This window comes from Stenotrophomonas sp. AR029, assembly GCF_047520695.2.
Taxonomy (GTDB): Bacteria; Pseudomonadota; Gammaproteobacteria; order Xanthomonadales; family Xanthomonadaceae; genus Stenotrophomonas; species Stenotrophomonas sepilia.
Genome location: NZ_JAXBQQ020000002.1, coordinates 624,958 through 640,118 on the forward strand (window position 1 = coordinate 624,958; position 15,161 = coordinate 640,118).

General features: G+C 58.1%; 13 protein-coding genes. 8 read left to right on the forward strand and 5 right to left on the reverse strand.

All coding sequences use genetic code 11. The features are described from left to right. Window positions 1-285: 285 nt before the first annotated feature. The 5 genes from ACM0PB_RS09400 (at window position 286) to ACM0PB_RS09420 (ending at window position 5,128) form a co-directional block, all read left to right on the forward strand. Window positions 286-588: a helix-turn-helix domain-containing protein gene (locus ACM0PB_RS09400; protein ID WP_074900852.1), complete on the forward strand. Its 303-nt coding sequence runs from the start codon at window positions 286-288 to the stop codon at window positions 586-588. Continuing rightward, entirely contained in the window at window positions 563-1,567 is a 1,005-nt protein-coding gene (locus ACM0PB_RS09405) for a reverse transcriptase family protein (protein ID WP_241875643.1), read from the forward strand. Before ACM0PB_RS09400 ends, ACM0PB_RS09405 begins: the two co-directional genes overlap by 26 nt. A 269-nt stretch (window positions 1,568-1,836) precedes the next feature. Next, entirely contained in the window at window positions 1,837-3,336 is a 1,500-nt protein-coding gene (locus ACM0PB_RS09410) for a recombinase family protein (RefSeq protein WP_495495121.1), read from the forward strand. Beyond that, on the forward strand, window positions 3,333-4,229 hold the full coding sequence (locus tag ACM0PB_RS09415) for a plasmid partitioning protein RepB C-terminal domain-containing protein (RefSeq protein ID WP_241875636.1): 897 nt from the start codon (window positions 3,333-3,335) through the stop codon (window positions 4,227-4,229). Before ACM0PB_RS09410 ends, ACM0PB_RS09415 begins: the two co-directional genes overlap by 4 nt. After that, the gene (locus tag ACM0PB_RS09420) at window positions 4,226-5,128 is read left to right on the forward strand and encodes a plasmid partitioning protein RepB C-terminal domain-containing protein (RefSeq protein ID WP_414604632.1); all 903 of its coding nucleotides are present in this window, start codon (window positions 4,226-4,228) and stop codon (window positions 5,126-5,128) included. The genes ACM0PB_RS09415 and ACM0PB_RS09420 overlap by 4 nt, the downstream gene beginning before the upstream one ends. 608 nt (window positions 5,129-5,736) lie before the next feature. On the opposite strand, the gene mobQ is transcribed toward ACM0PB_RS09420, so the two are convergent. The 5 genes from mobQ to ACM0PB_RS09445 all read right to left on the reverse strand — a co-directional run bounded on the left by mobQ (window position 5,737) and on the right by ACM0PB_RS09445 (window position 12,509). Next, window positions 5,737-7,317, reverse strand: a complete 1,581-nt coding sequence (gene mobQ, locus ACM0PB_RS09425) for a MobQ family relaxase (RefSeq protein ID WP_241875631.1) — start codon at window positions 7,315-7,317, stop codon at window positions 5,737-5,739. 557 nt (window positions 7,318-7,874) lie between these two features. Continuing rightward, window positions 7,875-8,615, reverse strand: coding sequence for a Qat anti-phage system TatD family nuclease QatD (qatD, locus tag ACM0PB_RS09430; protein ID WP_239508254.1), 741 nt, complete (start codon window positions 8,613-8,615; stop codon window positions 7,875-7,877). Beyond that, window positions 8,615-9,922 carry a Qat anti-phage system QueC-like protein QatC gene (qatC, locus tag ACM0PB_RS09435; protein WP_259344799.1) on the reverse strand — a complete coding sequence of 436 codons (1,308 nt, stop codon included), beginning with the start codon at window positions 9,920-9,922 and terminating at the stop codon, window positions 8,615-8,617. Before qatC ends, qatD begins: the two co-directional genes overlap by 1 nt. Beyond that, the gene (locus ACM0PB_RS09440) at window positions 9,922-10,674 is read right to left on the reverse strand and encodes a Qat anti-phage system associated protein QatB (protein WP_494533342.1); all 753 of its coding nucleotides are present in this window, start codon (window positions 10,672-10,674) and stop codon (window positions 9,922-9,924) included. The genes qatC and ACM0PB_RS09440 overlap by 1 nt, the downstream gene beginning before the upstream one ends. Then, window positions 10,674-12,509: a KAP family P-loop NTPase fold protein gene (locus ACM0PB_RS09445; RefSeq protein ID WP_257470709.1), complete on the reverse strand. Its 1,836-nt coding sequence runs from the start codon at window positions 12,507-12,509 to the stop codon at window positions 10,674-10,676. Before ACM0PB_RS09445 ends, ACM0PB_RS09440 begins: the two co-directional genes overlap by 1 nt. A gap of 320 nt (window positions 12,510-12,829) precedes the next feature. Between ACM0PB_RS09445 and ACM0PB_RS09450 the strand changes: the two genes are divergently transcribed. From ACM0PB_RS09450 to ACM0PB_RS09460, 3 genes are all read left to right on the forward strand, one after another. Then, window positions 12,830-14,230, forward strand: a complete 1,401-nt coding sequence (locus ACM0PB_RS09450) for a site-specific integrase (RefSeq protein WP_414604631.1) — start codon at window positions 12,830-12,832, stop codon at window positions 14,228-14,230. A 121-nt stretch (window positions 14,231-14,351) separates the two neighbouring features. Beyond that, window positions 14,352-14,720, forward strand: a complete 369-nt coding sequence (locus ACM0PB_RS09455; RefSeq protein ID WP_414604630.1) for an H-NS histone family protein — start codon at window positions 14,352-14,354, stop codon at window positions 14,718-14,720. 123 nt (window positions 14,721-14,843) lie between these two features. Next, on the forward strand, window positions 14,844-15,149 hold the full coding sequence (locus tag ACM0PB_RS09460; RefSeq protein ID WP_065185954.1) for an HxsD-related protein: 306 nt from the start codon (window positions 14,844-14,846) through the stop codon (window positions 15,147-15,149). The last annotated feature ends 12 nt before the right edge of the window (window positions 15,150-15,161 follow it).

A 15,161-nucleotide genomic window follows, 5' to 3' on the forward strand; every position in this document is an offset into this window, starting at 1 on the left:
CTGGCGTTTCCCCATTCTCGATGTAGCAACGGAGCCTTTCCAATCCCGGAAAGGTGCATCGAGGACACCAACATGGTCTCACCTGTTGACAGGAAAGATGACAAGCGCCAGCTGCTGCTGAAATGGTTCAAACGAGTTTTTGGTGGTCCTTGGTTGTTCCGTTTCTTGATGATCGTGTGGAAGTTGTATGACCACTTTGATCGCTAAGCACGGCGCAGGACATTCGGACTCTAAGACTCATCAGTAGCACCCTCCTTTTTATCTACACATGCAGGAAGAGAGGAAATGCTTTACAAGGCTTTAAAGACGGTCCGCGAGGTTCACCGAATGCAACAAGGTGAGCTGGCGGAGCGCCTGGGCATATCACGCTCTCATCTATCTGAGATCGAGTCAGGAAAGAAGGCTGCGTCAGTCGAGCTTCTACACAAGTTCGCAGAAGTATTCGATGTGCCGCCTTCAACATTCCTAAGCTTCGCCGAAGCCCTTGAAGGCTCCTCGGAGCGACGTCAGAAGAACGCCAAGAGGCTGATGAAAATTCTGGAATGGACACTGGATTCTAACGATGACGCTCCCCCGGAAAAGCGCTAACCGCTATGACATCACGTCGTCCGCGTTCTTTCGGCTACCGACCTTAAAAGCACTCGCGCGAGTGCTTCAATGGGATGGAACCCCAAGCGCCCTGCGAGCACTGTGCAAACGGCCCGACAACTTCAGCGAGTTCTACCAAACTCATCGTCGGACCGGGAAAAAACGTCTAATTCAAGCTCCAAACGCGGTCGTTAAGCCGCTTCAGAAGCGACTTAACGTGCTGCTCAAGCAGATCTGCGTCCCGGACTATTTGCACTCTGGTATCCCGAAGCGCTCTCACCTCACCAACTCCGAACGCCACATGCTTGCGGAAGGCGCAACGGTGACCGTGGATGTCTCCGATTTCTACCCTAGCATCACGCGTCAACGCGTCTTCAAGCTTTTCAGAAACGTATTCCAATGCCCTGGGGATGTTGCTGATGCGATGGCTGACTTGGTCTGCTACAACGGAAAACTAGCGACCGGCTCCCCTGCCAGTGTACTTCTGTCATTTTGGGCCTGCCGTGACATGTTCGACCTGATCGCTAAGCGTGTTGCGGACCAGGGAGGCACGTTCTCGCTCTACGTGGATGACGTTGCAATCACAGGCAACACCATCGGACACGGTGACGTTCGGTGGCTGGATCGTGTCCTAAGAAGGTTCGGCTTTGCCTCGAAAGTGGAGAAAGCAAAGGTCTTTAGGAAGGCGAGCGCCAAAGTTGTTACTGGACGAGCCTTTCGCGATGGGATCAGCAGGGCGCCCAACAGGAAACACAAGGAGATGCACGAGTCTCGAACTCTGGTTAAAGGCACCAGTGCCAATACCAAGGTCAAACGCGGGTTGGTTGGCCAACTTGAGAACATCGGCAATCTGGACCAGCAGCGCGGGAAGTCCCTAAAAGCAGAAGCTCAGAAGCTACGAAGCACTCTGCCTCCCGCGCGACGCCGTCGCCGATCAGCCTCTCTCCCGACCGGCATTTCCGGGGTAGAGAACACTTAGGGGAAAGGAAAGTGGCGCTGGCTTACGTGCCTGAAGCGTCCACTTTGCAACCAATGCGCCTTCCGGTGCCCGCGGCCTAATCTCCACACCCGTGCGTCACGAACTTGATTGGTTCAGTCAACAACTCAAAGCGTCACAAGACCGTCAATCTACCCGCCTACGGTCGCTGAATACATAGTCTTAGATGGGAAGCGCTGGCCGTGTCCTCGCACCACGCAGTGACCGATGCTATTCAGTCTCCCGATCGGCACATTCCGGTTGCCCAGTATGTGCGCATGTCGACCGAGCATCAGCGCTACTCCACGGAGAACCAGGCTGCGGCAATTGCCGAATATGCCAAGGCGCACGGCATGGAGATCGTCCAGACCTACGAGGACTCCGGCAAGAGTGGACTAAACCTCAAAGGTCGAAGCGCTCTTCAAGCCCTTCTCCGGGATGTGAAGCTCCCCTCCCCTGGCTTCAACGCCATTTTGGTCTACGACGTCAGCCGTTGGGGGCGCTTCCCCGACCCCGACGAGGCCGCCGCCTACGTTCACACCTGCAAGAGCCATGGCGTGCCGGTCATCTATTGCGCGGAAGCGTTCAAGAACGATGGCTCGTTGCCATCCACCATCATGATTGGCCTCAAGCGCAGCATGGCCGCCGAATACAGCCGTGAGCTATCTGACAAGGTGTTCAAAGGGGCCTGCAACATCGTGCGGCACGGGTTCCGACAAGGAGGCACACCGGGATACGGCTTGCGCCGCCAACTTGTCGACGAGCACCTCCAGCCCAAGGCAGTGCTCGCTCGAGGAGAGCAAAAGAGCATCCAGACCGATCGTGTGATCCTGGTGCCCGGGCCTCCGCAAGAAGTCGCGACCGTCTTGCGCATCTATCGGCTGTTCCTGCAGGACGGCATGCCCGAGCGAGTCATTGCCTCCGTCCTGAACCAAGAAGGCATCCCCAATGAAGTGGGTGGCCTATGGAGCAGAGGAACGATCCATCAAATACTAACTAATGAGAAATACGTCGGCCACAACGTCTACAACCGGACGTCGTTCAAGCTAAAGCTGCAACACGTTCAGAACCCGCCAGAGGCGTGGGTGCGAAAGGAACATGCGTTTGAAGCCATTGTTCCGTTTGATCTGTTCGAGCGCGTTCAAGCAATCATCGCGGCACGTTCGGTCCACTTGGACGACCGCCAGATGCTGGAAGCCCTGCGCTCGCTGCTCGAGCGGCATGGCGCGCTGTCAGGGATGCTGATCGACGAAGAAGAAGGCGTTCCCTCCAGCAGCGCCTTCCGCCATCGGTTTGGTAGCCTGCTGCGGGCCTATAGCTTGGTTGGCTACTCCCCCAAACGCGACTACGCCTACTTGGAGATCAACCGCGCCCTTCGGCAGCGGCATCCCGAGATGGTCCAGCTGGTGGTGGATGGCATAGCCCAACACGGTGGGTGGGTCGAGCCATGCCGGGATACCGGCCTGCTACGGGTGAACGGTGAGCTCCTCACGTCCGTCGTCATCGCACGGTGCAAGCCCACACCCGCTGGCTCTAACCGCTGGCGCATCCGACTGGATGCAAGCCTGACGCCGCATCTGACTGTAGTGATCCGGATGGATCCCTGTAACCGTCATGCCCACGATTACTACGTGCTTCCCTCCATCGACTTCACTCCCGATGGCATGCCCTCCATGGAGGACAACGGCTTCTCCTTGGACGCCTACCGCATGGACACGCTGGAGGAGTTCTTCGCCTTGGCCGGTCGGGCCGCATTGCTGGAGGCCGCGTGACGAACAAAAGCACAAGCGTTCAGATGATCCCCATTGCCGACATCCACGTCGCCAATCCGCGCGTCAGAAACCAACGCATCCACCGTGGCATCACCCGAAGCATTGAAACGGTGGGACTCAAACGCCCGGTTAGCGTTCGCAGGGCTTCTCCTGATGAAACGTCCCTCCCCTATGCACTGATCTGCGGCCAAGGCCGCCTTGAGGCCTGCAAGCTGTTGGGCCACCGCGAGATCCCCGCCCTGATCTTGGACGTGGATGAGCATACCGGCCACGTCATGAGCATCGTGGAGAACGTCGCTCGCCGCACGCCCAGGGCGGCCGAGACCATGGAACAGGTCCAGGTGCTCAGAGAGCGCGGTTACTCGGACCCGGAGATAGCCACCAAGCTGGGCTGCACTCCGTCCTGGGTGAACAGCGTGGCCAACCTCATGGAGCGCGGAGAGCGACGTTTGCTCGCTGCCGCGGAGGCCGGCCACATTTCCTTGGCCCTTGCCGTCAACATCTCCCGGGCAAATGATCGCGATGCGCAACAGTTGCTGATGGACGCCTACGAGGCCGGTGAGCTCAAGGGAAAGAAGGTTACCGTCGTCCGAAATATCCTGGCTCATCGAGCTAGAAGCGGAAAGAAGGGAACAAACTCCTATGCTCACGGCGCACCGCGAAAGAAGCTGACTCCAGAGGACCTTGCCAAGCTCTACAAACGCGACGTGGAGATGCACCAACGCATCCAGAAGAAGGCCGAGTTCACGCAGCAATCGCTCCTCCTGGCTCGGCAGATATTCAAAGAGCTGTTTGCCTCGAAAGAGTTCTGCGGACTTCTCCAATCGGAGGGGCTGATCAGCGTCCCGCAACCACTGGCTGACCTGCTGCCGCGCAGAGGGTTAGCCCGATGAGCAAGAAGCAATCTCCGGGCGTACGCCTGGGCTTTGAAAAGGATTGCGTGGATATCCAGCTGGCGCAGCTGCATTACAGCGTTGCCATGCCCGCAGGTACGAAGGCCTCCGTCAAGTATCAGCAGATCGTGAGCTCGGTTAGGACGGTGGGATTGGTCGAACCCATCGTGGTTACCCTGGACCGGGGCACCGCCGGGCGGTTCTTGGTCCTGGATGGGCGAATGCGCTTGGAGGCTCTGAAGGAACTGGGAGCAACCGTGGCCCCCTGCCTCATCTCAACAGACGACGAGGGCTACACTTACAACAAGCAGGTGAACCGCCTTTCGGTTGTCCAAGAGCACCGAATGATCCTCAGGGCAGCAGAGCGCGGGGTTTCCGTGGAACAACTGTCGCAGGTGCTCAACATCTCGGCCAGCTCCATCCGGGACAAATTCCGGCTTCTGGATGGCGTTTGCGACGAAGCGACCGCCATCCTGGCCGACAAACCCGCCGCCGCAGGCGTCTTTCGGTTGCTGCGGAAGATGAAGCCTTTCCGACAGATCGATGCTGCCCAGACCATGGTGAATCTGGGGGATTACTCGATCAAGCTTGCAACCGCGCTTCTCCAAAACACGCCGGTCGAACAGTTGATAGAGCCATTGGCAGCAAAGACGGCCAACGGTGCCCCAATCGAGGCTCTCCAACGCTTGGAACGGGAGCTGGCAGCGTTGCAAGCCGATACGAAGCTGCTCGAGGAGAATTATGGCCCAGCCAGCCTCCAGCTCGAAATCGTCAAAACCCACATTGGGTCGACCCTCTTGGAAAACGCGGCGATTGTGCGGTGGCTGGCCAAGAACAAGCCAGACCATCTTCAACAGCTTCAGCGCATTGCGGACATCAAGCTTCTCAAGGCAGGGTAGCCTGCTGAGCTTCCCTATCTAGTCTTCAGAGCAATTCCTGGCCTTGCGCGAGCCGGTCATCGACCAGCCCTGCGAAAGTGCGATCGGCATGCCTATGCGCGTTTTCAGCTCGGCCAAAGCTGATGGTTTTTCAGCACGACCAACTTCGGCTTCTGTGAAAGAAGGCCCAAAATCCCGGGTTGCCAAGCGAGGCGATGGTGCTTTGATGAGCACACCACCTCGGCTCAAAGGAGCTCAACCATGTTCTCCCACCCACAGTTCCAAATCGCCAGCCAACTGCTTATCGGGCTCATGTCACAAGGCTCCTCTCGCCAACTGAGCGATCGCGTCGAAGACGTCAGGCATGCCTTGGACGTGTCCGCCGAACTGATTCGACAGTGGGAGGAGGACCAGCCACGGCGTGGCAAGTTCACACCCCCAACGCCAGTGCCCCAGACGCGCACACGTGAAGCCGTGGTGGACCGCACGTTCATCCCGACAGACGAATGGCGGCGGAGCCGCGCCAAGAAGAGCACGTCACCTTCAGTGTCGCGGAACTCGGGGCCTTCTATCCATTGAAGGATGCCACCTGAAACGAGAGGAGCCCCGCTAGGCGGGGCTCGTTGCGTTTAGTGCACCTTGGGGCGCCGTGGAATGGCGGATGGCTGGGACGCGTCCGACGTGACGGGCCACTCCTGGAAGTCCGACTGCGCCTCCCGGGTTGGCTCGGCTCGAACAGAGCAACGTTCCAAGACAGCCACGCTCGCGGCCTCCAAGCACTCTTCGCGCAAGCGTAGGTCTTCGGCCAAGATCGCCTCTTGCTCCGGGGTTGCGGCAGCTTGGGCTGCAGCCAACTCAGCAGACCGCTGCTCCAGAGCGGCCAACCGGCGGCCGCGACGCCTGGCCCACTCACGAGCCGTCCAAGACACCCCGGGTTCCGGGTGGTTCGCCACAAAGTCGTCCCACGCCTGTTCAGCCATGTGCCGCAATCGGATCGCACGGCGCACAGCTTTAAGACGCTTGGGGAAACGGACCAATGCTGCTGCAAATCGCTTCAAGCCCAGCAGCAGTGCGTTGAGCGCCGAACGATGCTCCTTGCACTCTTCTGGAACGACTTCTCCGCTCGCCAGTGCACTGACCGCTTTCAGCGTGGAATGGAGCGCATGGGCAGCCAACTCATCCCTGAGCGCGTCGCCTTGACGGACCACCTCAATCCGGATGGCCTCCACCGAGGGGGCCTCCCTGGGAGCACCCTCGGTGCTGCCGTCGGAGCGCCTCTCGCCGATGGCTTTGCCCAACCCGTGCGATACAACGATCTGCCCATCGGAGAAGGCAAGCGTCTGATCGATGGTCGAACGCTTTGCCTCGCGGTGGGCCTGCGCTTCACTGCGCCCCTCAGGCGCCGCGGCCCGGCTTTCCTGTTCAAACCGGGCTAGCACTTCATCGAAGGCGTGTTGATTCGCCTCCTGAATGGACCTGTTCCTCTCCCCTAGCTCTGAGTACTCCCCTCGGCGCTCGATGGCTGACGCGTCTTTTCCCAAGTGACGCGTGGGGGCGCGTGACAGGACTGCGGCAGCCACAAGATCCCCGCGCGCGAGCGCCTCGTCGGCCTGGGCCTTCAGACTGCGGTGATCCACGCGAACGTCCAGATTCGCAGCTTCCAGATGCGCATTCGTCGTGGCTGCCACCAACTCCCGGATCCACTCGACCTCGGCCCGGCCCGCAGGGCCTCCGTCGAGCTCTCGGGTTTTGTCCAGGAAGCCGTCAGGGCCAAGCCGGCGGGTGGTTGCTAGGATGTGGACATGCCAATTCATGCCTCCTTTGCTGCCGGGACTGTGGATGCTGGCTTGTGCAGCAAAGCCGTAGCGGTCCACCAATGCCCGCGCCACGGCGATGGCGAGAGACGATCGCTGGTCATCGTCCAACTCGTGGGGCAACGCGAACTCGAACTCCCGAGCGACGGTGGAATCCTTGCGGCGTTCCGCGGCCTCGGCCTCGGTCCAAAGTGCGGCAGGCACCAAGGCCCAACCTGGTGCGTCGTCGGGAATGATGCAGCGTGATTCAACCACGCCGTCCCGCCGACGGTAGTCGTGGCGCTGCCCGGTGCGCGCGTCTTCGAGAAGAAGCCCAGCACGGTAGGCGGCAGCGGCAACGGACGAGTGCCCCTTGGCTCGGCTGAAGGTTTTGACGTTGGCATGGTAGATGGCCATACGGCTCCAAAGCAGTGGATGTGGCTTTGTTTATGCCGTGGCTTTGGATTTTCGCAAGCGCTGGAAGCGATTGGGGTTCAAGGGGCGGAGCCCTTTGCGCACGCGTCACGTAGTGACGCCTAGGTGCGCTCTTGCTTCTTTCTTTAATGCTCTTTTTTTCCAAAGTCGCCATGCGTATGCGACCTGCCATTTTGAGATGTCCAAGAGCTTGACGAGGCGCTTTTTCCTGATTGACTCATTGCCACGACGAGAGGAGAAAGATATGGCCACTACAAGCCACTACCACGACCGCATCACCCGAGCTACAGAACGACTGGCCCAACTGCAAGCGAAACAGCTCTTAGCCAACCAACGAAGGGCAGCAAAAGCGCAGGAAACGGCAAGGCGGGAAGAGTTGAAACGACGGCATCGGGTGGCCGACTTGGTCTTCTTAGCAGGCGCACACTCACTGGATGACAGTGAACTCTTGGACGCACTGAGCAAGCATATGCAACGGCGCTCAACAGAGCACCATTGAATACCTGCGAATCAACGCCCGAGCCAAAGGAGCAGCACCTTTACAGCGAAACTAGCTCTCGCAGGTTATTCAAGATCTTCTGCGAAGCAGCTTCAGCAGACATGCCCCAAACTTGGGAAAGGTGTTGAACGATCTCGGTGCACTGCGCCGGCATCAACGCTCGACCGCGCGACTTTGCAAAGGGACCATCGGTCTCCGTAAGCACACGTTCTGGCGGCATCAGCTTTACAAGCTCACGGCCCTTCGCTCCGCTGACCATTGCGCTTCCGACGGAGAACCAGCAGTCCATTTCTATTGCCCGAGCCAGTTCCTTCTTGCTCCCGGAAAACCAATGGAGTATCGCGACACCAAAACCTTTGTGCCTCTCCAAGCCATCCATGACCTCCGTCGCAGCGTTACGGCTGTGAAGTGTCAATATTCTTCCACCTTGGTCAGCACACGAGTTGAGGACGTGGTGAAATACCTCGACCTGCCGATCCCAGAAATCCCGACAGTCCGCACCACCATCCAAGCCAATCTCACCGACATATCGAGCTTCCGGCAAAAGGCGGTCAAACAGCCCAAGCTCCCCAATGCGGTCCCCCGCCAACTGCGGATGAAGTCCCAACGCAGTCTTGATGCGCGGATAATGGCTTGCCAATGCTCGCGTTTGCAGCCAAGCGGAAGGCGTCGTAGTGACCGATAGAACATAGGCACCACTCGCGCCTACCCGGTCGATCTCTACCCCAGGGTCGGGGTAGAGATCGAGATGGCAATGCATGTCTACAAACGGGACCGACATCAAAAATGGACTTGTGACCTGAGATAGTTCTCTACCTCAATCATGCCACGCCGCACAGCGTCTACGCGAGAATCGCGATCAGCCGCAGCGAGTGGCATCGGTCCCGTTTGTGACACCCATTTCGCCACGTCGGTCTTAGGAAGACGCCTGACGGCAAGCAGCATTGCCATCAGATCATCGGAGTCATTGCCATGGTCAAGAAAGTTCTGGAGATCCTGACCCTCAGGCTGATAGTCCGTTTCGTCTTTCATGCCGGAACCATGATAAGCAGCACGACGGATTAGGCACGGGACACATCGGCCGCACTGAGTTCTTTTGCGTTTCCATTTTCCACAGGAAACAGTCCTGTCGACAATGGCGCTTAGGCGCACCTGATCTAAGCACGCCTTCATCATCTCCCCTTTGCTCTTCGAAGCGTATGGATTTTCGATATCGACGAGCAGTCCAACACGGTCCAGAATCCCCTGAATCAGATGCAAGTAATAGGGATGTGTTGTTCTGGTGCTAAGTGCGCCAATCCGCCTTGGAGTCAAAGGTGGGTTCAAGGCGATCAATCCATTCTCGGGCACGAACAGAGTCCTACGATTTCCTGCAGGAACTGCCAATGAGGATGCCATCAGCACCCCCATCGCTAGGAAGTTGAAGCTCCGGGTCCGCATCTGCACGTCGTGACTGGCATCCAAGCGTCCGCTTGGGCTCGCTTGTGCACCAAATCTGACAAGCTTAGGTCCCAGCTTTGGCAAGATTTCCCTTTGCCGCTGGGCATCGTGCGTGTAGGCGTGACTCACCAAAATAGGATTGCGACCCTGCTTTACGAGATCCAGCACTCCAATAGCGCTGTCCAGCCCTCCAGAGAAAAGGCAGGCGCAATCGCAGGGTGCCGGGTCGATGATCAACCTACTCCTAACTTTGAAGACCGGCGGCGTCTCTCCACCCGCGACAATGTTGATTGCCCAAACGTCCCCACTAAGGAAGTTGAGTGCCTTAGTAAGAGCTGGAACCACGGGCGTCCACCGAGCAGGATCAGCGATCGCCACAGTGAGTCGAATGTCACGCGCCCAACCATCAGCAGCGTCATCGCGATTGACGAACGTGTCAGCCGCCGTGACCGCCATCGATAGCGACAGGAAATCGAATGCAACTGGATCAATGGCTGCCTTTACACGAGCCAGCCGATTGTAAAGACCATGTCCGATTGCAGCCATCCCGGCCTTGTTCGGAACACCTCCATAAAGATGGACTGGAATGACATTAGCCTGGGGGTGCGGAAGCTGAGCCAGATCAGGGTGAACGTAGACGACAGTCATTACTGGTAATCCTCCCATTCCTTCCAAACTTCCTTGATAGCTGCGAGTTGCACCGCCTGCATGTCGTCCGTGGTCAGCGCCGCTATCTTTCCAGCAAGCAATGGCTTCATATGCTTGTCAGTGACCACCTCTACCAACTGCATCAGTTCCTTCTCAGCTCGCTCCACAGCGTCTGCGGTTGCGCCCTTCGTAAACGCCCTATCAGAGTCCAGCACGACCGCCTGAAAGATCGACAGAGCCGTATAGGCAACCATCAGATTGACCAAGATCTCATCCGTGATGCTGGCAAAATCGAATGCCGCCACGCCATCCAAGCAGAGAGATAGCGCTTCGTTGAGCGCACTGCGGATCCGGTCAGCATCCCCATTCTCCGGCACCAACGCATCGACCAACGCGTCGATAACCTCGCGCGTTGGCCTTCCTGCCATAGCAGCCAGGTTCACCGGTGCATTTGGAGAGTTTGTTCGGAGCTGATTCAGCGCTCCGAACAGGCCCGCGCCAGCCTGTGCTATTGAGCCGAAACGCCTGGGCCCCACGGCAGAGCCGCCTGTGGAAGAACGGGCATAACTAGCAAGTGCCCGGCTGAGCTGCTGGCCATCGCCGCTCGAAACGAACTTTCCAAGATGAGTGCGGAAGGAACGGAAGCGATTCTCTTCTGGTTCGGGACCGGGCCCTGCACCGTCTACGTCTGCCCACGGTGGGACAAGGGGGCTACGGTTATTCGCGCCCCTGCTTGATGTTGACGTTCCCATTACGCTACTCCCTTAGCCCAAGCTTTATCACCCACAAGGGCCTTCAGCCAAGGTGACTTCTTGCCGGGGAGACCCGCCAAGAATGCACCCAACTGCCGACCAGCGTCGTCATTCGAGTCTGCCAACAGAACCGCTCCATTCATCGCTTCTGGGCGACTACCCCAGTCCGCGTGTCCCCGTAGCGAGGCGAGAAGCTCCCTCATGACCGCGACATGCTCGCCTGGAGCAATATTGGCAATCGCCATGCCCGCTGCGGGCGAAGCAATCGTCTTTACGTTCAAAAGCCGACCCACTGCTTCTGCAGACGCTTGCGACATATCACCAGAGACGGAACGAAGAACCGCAGTTTCTTTGCTCAGATACACGAGCGGCCGCAAATCGACCCCGCTCAACGTCGGCTTCAGCCCTATCCAGTCGTACAGGAAAGCGGCGCTCTTCCTCCACTCTTCCGGACAAGCATCCTCGAATTTCTTCGGATCATCAGCGGCCTTCTCCAACTTGGCGATCAAGTCAGGCTTTCCTTGAGCCGCATCATTGATGAGCGCGTAAAGCTTCTTGACTGCTATCGGGTCGACGCAACGCTCGAAAAGGGCGAACTTTGCAACCATCGCTTCATCGACAGGCATCCCCCTTCGCTGCGCTATGCGCGCACGCAGGCGAACAACATTGAGAAGTCTCTTGACTATTCGAGGGTTGCCCTCAACGAACGTGGAGTTCGCCAACAGACCTGACATACGTTCCGCAATGTCAAAGCTCATCCTGATGGCATCATCGTCCCCCACCAGCTTTACGGCGTCCGCGACGGCCATGGGCGACTCTTTCCAAGTGGAACGCAGATTCCCCTCAAGGGCGCTTCGAAGTTCGCTAACTTTCCTCGCATCGACCTTACTGGCTTCCGCAAAGAGCATGAAAAGGTAGGCGCGTATCTCTGTGACACCAAGCCGGGGCACACGAACCGGGATCTGAATCAGCTTATCCAGATAGTCCGTGACATGACGTTCGTTGGCGCCGTCAAAATGCTGGCTCACCGAGTGACGGACCATGTCTTCGTCCGCTGCCACCACAAACGCAGATTGCTCCATGAAAAGGAACAAGCGAAGTGCCTCAAGGGTATGGATGGTCTGTTCCGGCAGACAGCGGTCCAAGTTGTCGACAAAGACCACCAGTGTTTTATCCAGACCCGCAAGCAACTTCTGGAACTCGTCTCGAAACGCATCAATATGCTCGGGCGGGCTCTTCACCTTCTTGGGATCTAGCAGCCCGCCAACCGCCTTGGCTCCGTCCGCCACATCCTGAGTGCCTTCAGCATCTGGGGTGCCAGCTATCAACTTACCGATACCAGCTACTGCTTTGGAGCCCGCCCCCATCAACGGCACTCCATGCAAGGCGGCGACAACTTCAACCCCCAACGCCAAGGTGCGCATCGTATTCACGCGCTTCAGAAAGCTCGTTGCGATGCCAATGAGACCCGCGTCTTGCTTCGCGGCCTCGTAAAGACGGCGAGCAATGACATCCATCAAAGCTGCCCGTGCGTCGTCGTAGCCTTGATATAGCCAAGCATCGAAGCGGATGATGATGACATCGTCTTCCGCATCAGCCTTCAACTTCTCCTCAATCAGGTTCAGAAGGCTAGATTTGCCAGTCCCCCAGGTTCCAAACACCCCCACGGAAACGGGACGCATGTTCGGATTGAGCAGAACCTCAGAGACAACCTCCGCCAGTTCCAGATAGTTGAGGTAGTCACGCTTCGTTTCGATATCGGACCACATATGCGCCCCCCTGATTCCATTCCGCAATTCAAAGCCGAGCCGCTCCCGGCGTAAGCGAGCGGTCATTCCTCTCACATTAGACTAACAAACATAACGCCGTTCATCAAGCATTCATAGAACCGAGTGGGTTTGTCGGGTCAATTTGTTAGTTAATATTCTGCAAACAGTACGCAATTGACTGCTATTGATTGCTTGAAAATCGCTCGAAATCCCTTGTTTTAAAGGACTTCACGGAGATAACTGATTTAGCGGGGTGGTGAGGGCACCCTCGCAGCCGGAGCAACGTCTAGGGGCGTTGAGTGGGGCGGAAATTTTTGTATCAACCCGGTTGACGAATTTGCGGCCTGTTTTATCCGTACTTCCATCCCCCAGATGGAAGTGAACCGATGACCGCTCTACCCTCCGCAGCACTCACCGATTACATTGCCGCACCCTTTGGCACCCTTCATCTGGAGGGCATCCACATTGGTCGTTTCCGGATTGAACGAGCTACGATTCAAGGTCGCGAAGCTGCAATCAATCTTCAGGAATGCATCCTGACAGCGCTGGACGAAATCGGCCGCAAGAGCGCGCTGAAGAACGGAACCCGGTATCCCCAGCAACTGCCCATGGGTACACCGGCGCGTCCCTTGGCCAAAGAGATCGATGATCATCTCGCGGACATGCGCCGCCGACAGCTGGATCCCAAGACAGTGCTCGCCACCGAGCGGACCCTGAAACTCCTCCTGCTGACCTGCGGCAACATTTCGGCCTGCCGCGTGGATTACAAGCATATCCAAGCATTGTGGCAGCTGCTGCGCTGGGCTCCGAAAAACCTGTTGTCGGATCCCTTGCTGAAACGCCTCAGCTTCGATGACGCGATCACTTTGGGGAAGGAGCAGGACGTACCGCCCTTGGCTCCGGCCACCGAAGAGCGCCACCGCCGCTTCCTGGTTGCTTTCTTCAACCACCTGGCCAACGGGCAAGCCATCGCGTCCTCGCCCATGAAGGCGTTCCGCAAACCAAAAGAAGATCACGCCATCGATCCCGACAAGGCCATCCGCCTGTTCGAGGACGGAGACCTGCAGGCCATCTTCGACCCGGCAGCCTTCATCCCTTGGGCGAGAAAGCCGCAGCACTGGTGGGCACCGATGATTGGCCTCTACACGGGCGCTCGCGTCAACGAAGTGTGCCAGCTGAAGCTGACCGACATCCTCCAGGAGCGCGGCATCTGGTGCATCGCCTTCCAAAAGACCATCGATGAAGACCTCGCCGCGGATCCGAAGCGCCAACGGCATAGCCGGCAAAGCATGAAGGGAGCCGGGTGCATGCGCATCGTCCCCATCGCCAAGCCCCTATTGGACGCCGGTTTCCTCGAGTTCGTCGAAGACATGAAGGCCACTGGCCACCCGCGGCTGTTCCCCCTCCTCTCTGCCGGCGTGAACCGGAAGACCGGAGAGACCAACGCCCGCTACAGCCAGCAATTCGTGGTGGATTTCGGCCGCTACTTGAAGAGCCTTGGGTTCGCCAAAGGGATCGGGTTCCATGCCTTCCGCCACACCCTGGCGACCGAGCTTGATGTGAACGATGTTCCGGAGAGGGAGATTGCGCTGGTAACCGGCCACAGCACCGATCCCCGGGATCGGGTCCAGGTGTTGCGCAAGCACTATCTCCACAAGAAACCGCAGGTAACCCGGAGCAAGCAGATCAGCGCCTTGGAGTTGTATCAGCCCAACGTGGAACTGCCGCGTTACCAGCGTGGGCAGTTTGCGGAACAGTTGCGGGACCCGAGCAAGTTCCATCCGTGATACCAGCAGCTGTTGCCCAGGCCCCAGCCAAGTTCTGGAGGGGGCCTAGGCTGATCAGGGCGCGTTCGCATCGAATTCCATTTGGAATTACGCTAAAGCCCTCTACGCTTGGACCACACAGATGACCATTGATGTCAGCGGCCTGTCGGCCAAAGAACTCAAAGCCCTGATTACTCAGGCAGAAAAGCAGCAAACCAAAGTGCTGACTCGGCCCAAAGCTGCTGCCATGCGAGCCAAGATCAACAAATACGTCAAAGATCATGGTTACACGATAGAGGAGCTTTACGGAGCGGTTTCAACGGCCTCTTCCGAGACCACCAAGAAGCGCACCGGCCGCAAACCCGCGAAGTCCGCCGGAAGCAAGGTCGCCCCTAAGTACCGCAATCCGGCCAACCCTAATGAAACGTGGTCCGGCCGTGGCCGCCAACCAAGGTGGCTGGCTGCACTGGTGCAGAAGGGCAAAGAGCCCAGTGAATTCCTGATCAAATAGTCGACAGCGTCGGGCTCCGAACGCACTCAAGGCAGGCTCGAGTCAGAGGAGAATTTCGACTTCTGGCGACTTGCAACATGGGCTGCTCAGGAGCAAAGTTCACTCATCCAGGGGGGATGAGCAATGGAACGCTCGCAATTCACTATTGATCGCGCACTGTATTCAGACGACGTCGCGGCTCGGGCCGCGCATCGTTATACCGGCGAGCTTGGTGTCGAGGTTCGTAGCCAAGGCGCCAACCTCATCGTTGGCTTTTGGTCTCTGGACGGCTCTAAGTTGCCAGAGGACCTCTGGGCCCGGTTTTCCCGAGACTTGCTGGACGAACGCCTGCGGGCGGCCGTCCGAGCGGAGACGAGCCGGCTGCAGCAGGAGTTGCTTCGCGCAGCACTGAACCAAGCACAGCCGGTGATGCCACATGTCGAGGTTTAGACCCGCTCAGGC

Excerpts from the sequence above, each read along its gene's own strand:
- ACM0PB_RS09400 (WP_074900852.1), top strand. The coding sequence starts at position 286 with ATGCTTTACAAGGCTTTAAAGACGGTCCGCGAGGTTCACCGAATGCAA.
- ACM0PB_RS09405 (WP_241875643.1), top strand. The coding sequence starts at position 563 with ATGACGCTCCCCCGGAAAAGCGCTAACCGCTATGACATCACGTCGTCC.
- ACM0PB_RS09420 (WP_414604632.1), top strand. The coding sequence starts at position 4,226 with ATGAGCAAGAAGCAATCTCCGGGCGTACGCCTGGGCTTTGAAAAGGAT.
- mobQ (WP_241875631.1), bottom strand. The coding sequence starts at position 7,317 with ATGGCCATCTACCATGCCAACGTCAAAACCTTCAGCCGAGCCAAGGGG.
- qatD (WP_239508254.1), bottom strand. The coding sequence starts at position 8,615 with ATGTCGGTCCCGTTTGTAGACATGCATTGCCATCTCGATCTCTACCCC.
- qatC (WP_259344799.1), bottom strand. The coding sequence starts at position 9,922 with ATGACTGTCGTCTACGTTCACCCTGATCTGGCTCAGCTTCCGCACCCC.
- ACM0PB_RS09440 (WP_494533342.1), bottom strand. The coding sequence starts at position 10,674 with ATGGGAACGTCAACATCAAGCAGGGGCGCGAATAACCGTAGCCCCCTT.
- ACM0PB_RS09445 (WP_257470709.1), bottom strand. The coding sequence starts at position 12,509 with ATGACCGCTCGCTTACGCCGGGAGCGGCTCGGCTTTGAATTGCGGAAT.
- ACM0PB_RS09450 (WP_414604631.1), top strand. The coding sequence starts at position 12,830 with ATGACCGCTCTACCCTCCGCAGCACTCACCGATTACATTGCCGCACCC.
- ACM0PB_RS09455 (WP_414604630.1), top strand. The coding sequence starts at position 14,352 with ATGACCATTGATGTCAGCGGCCTGTCGGCCAAAGAACTCAAAGCCCTG.
- ACM0PB_RS09460 (WP_065185954.1), top strand. The coding sequence starts at position 14,844 with ATGGAACGCTCGCAATTCACTATTGATCGCGCACTGTATTCAGACGAC.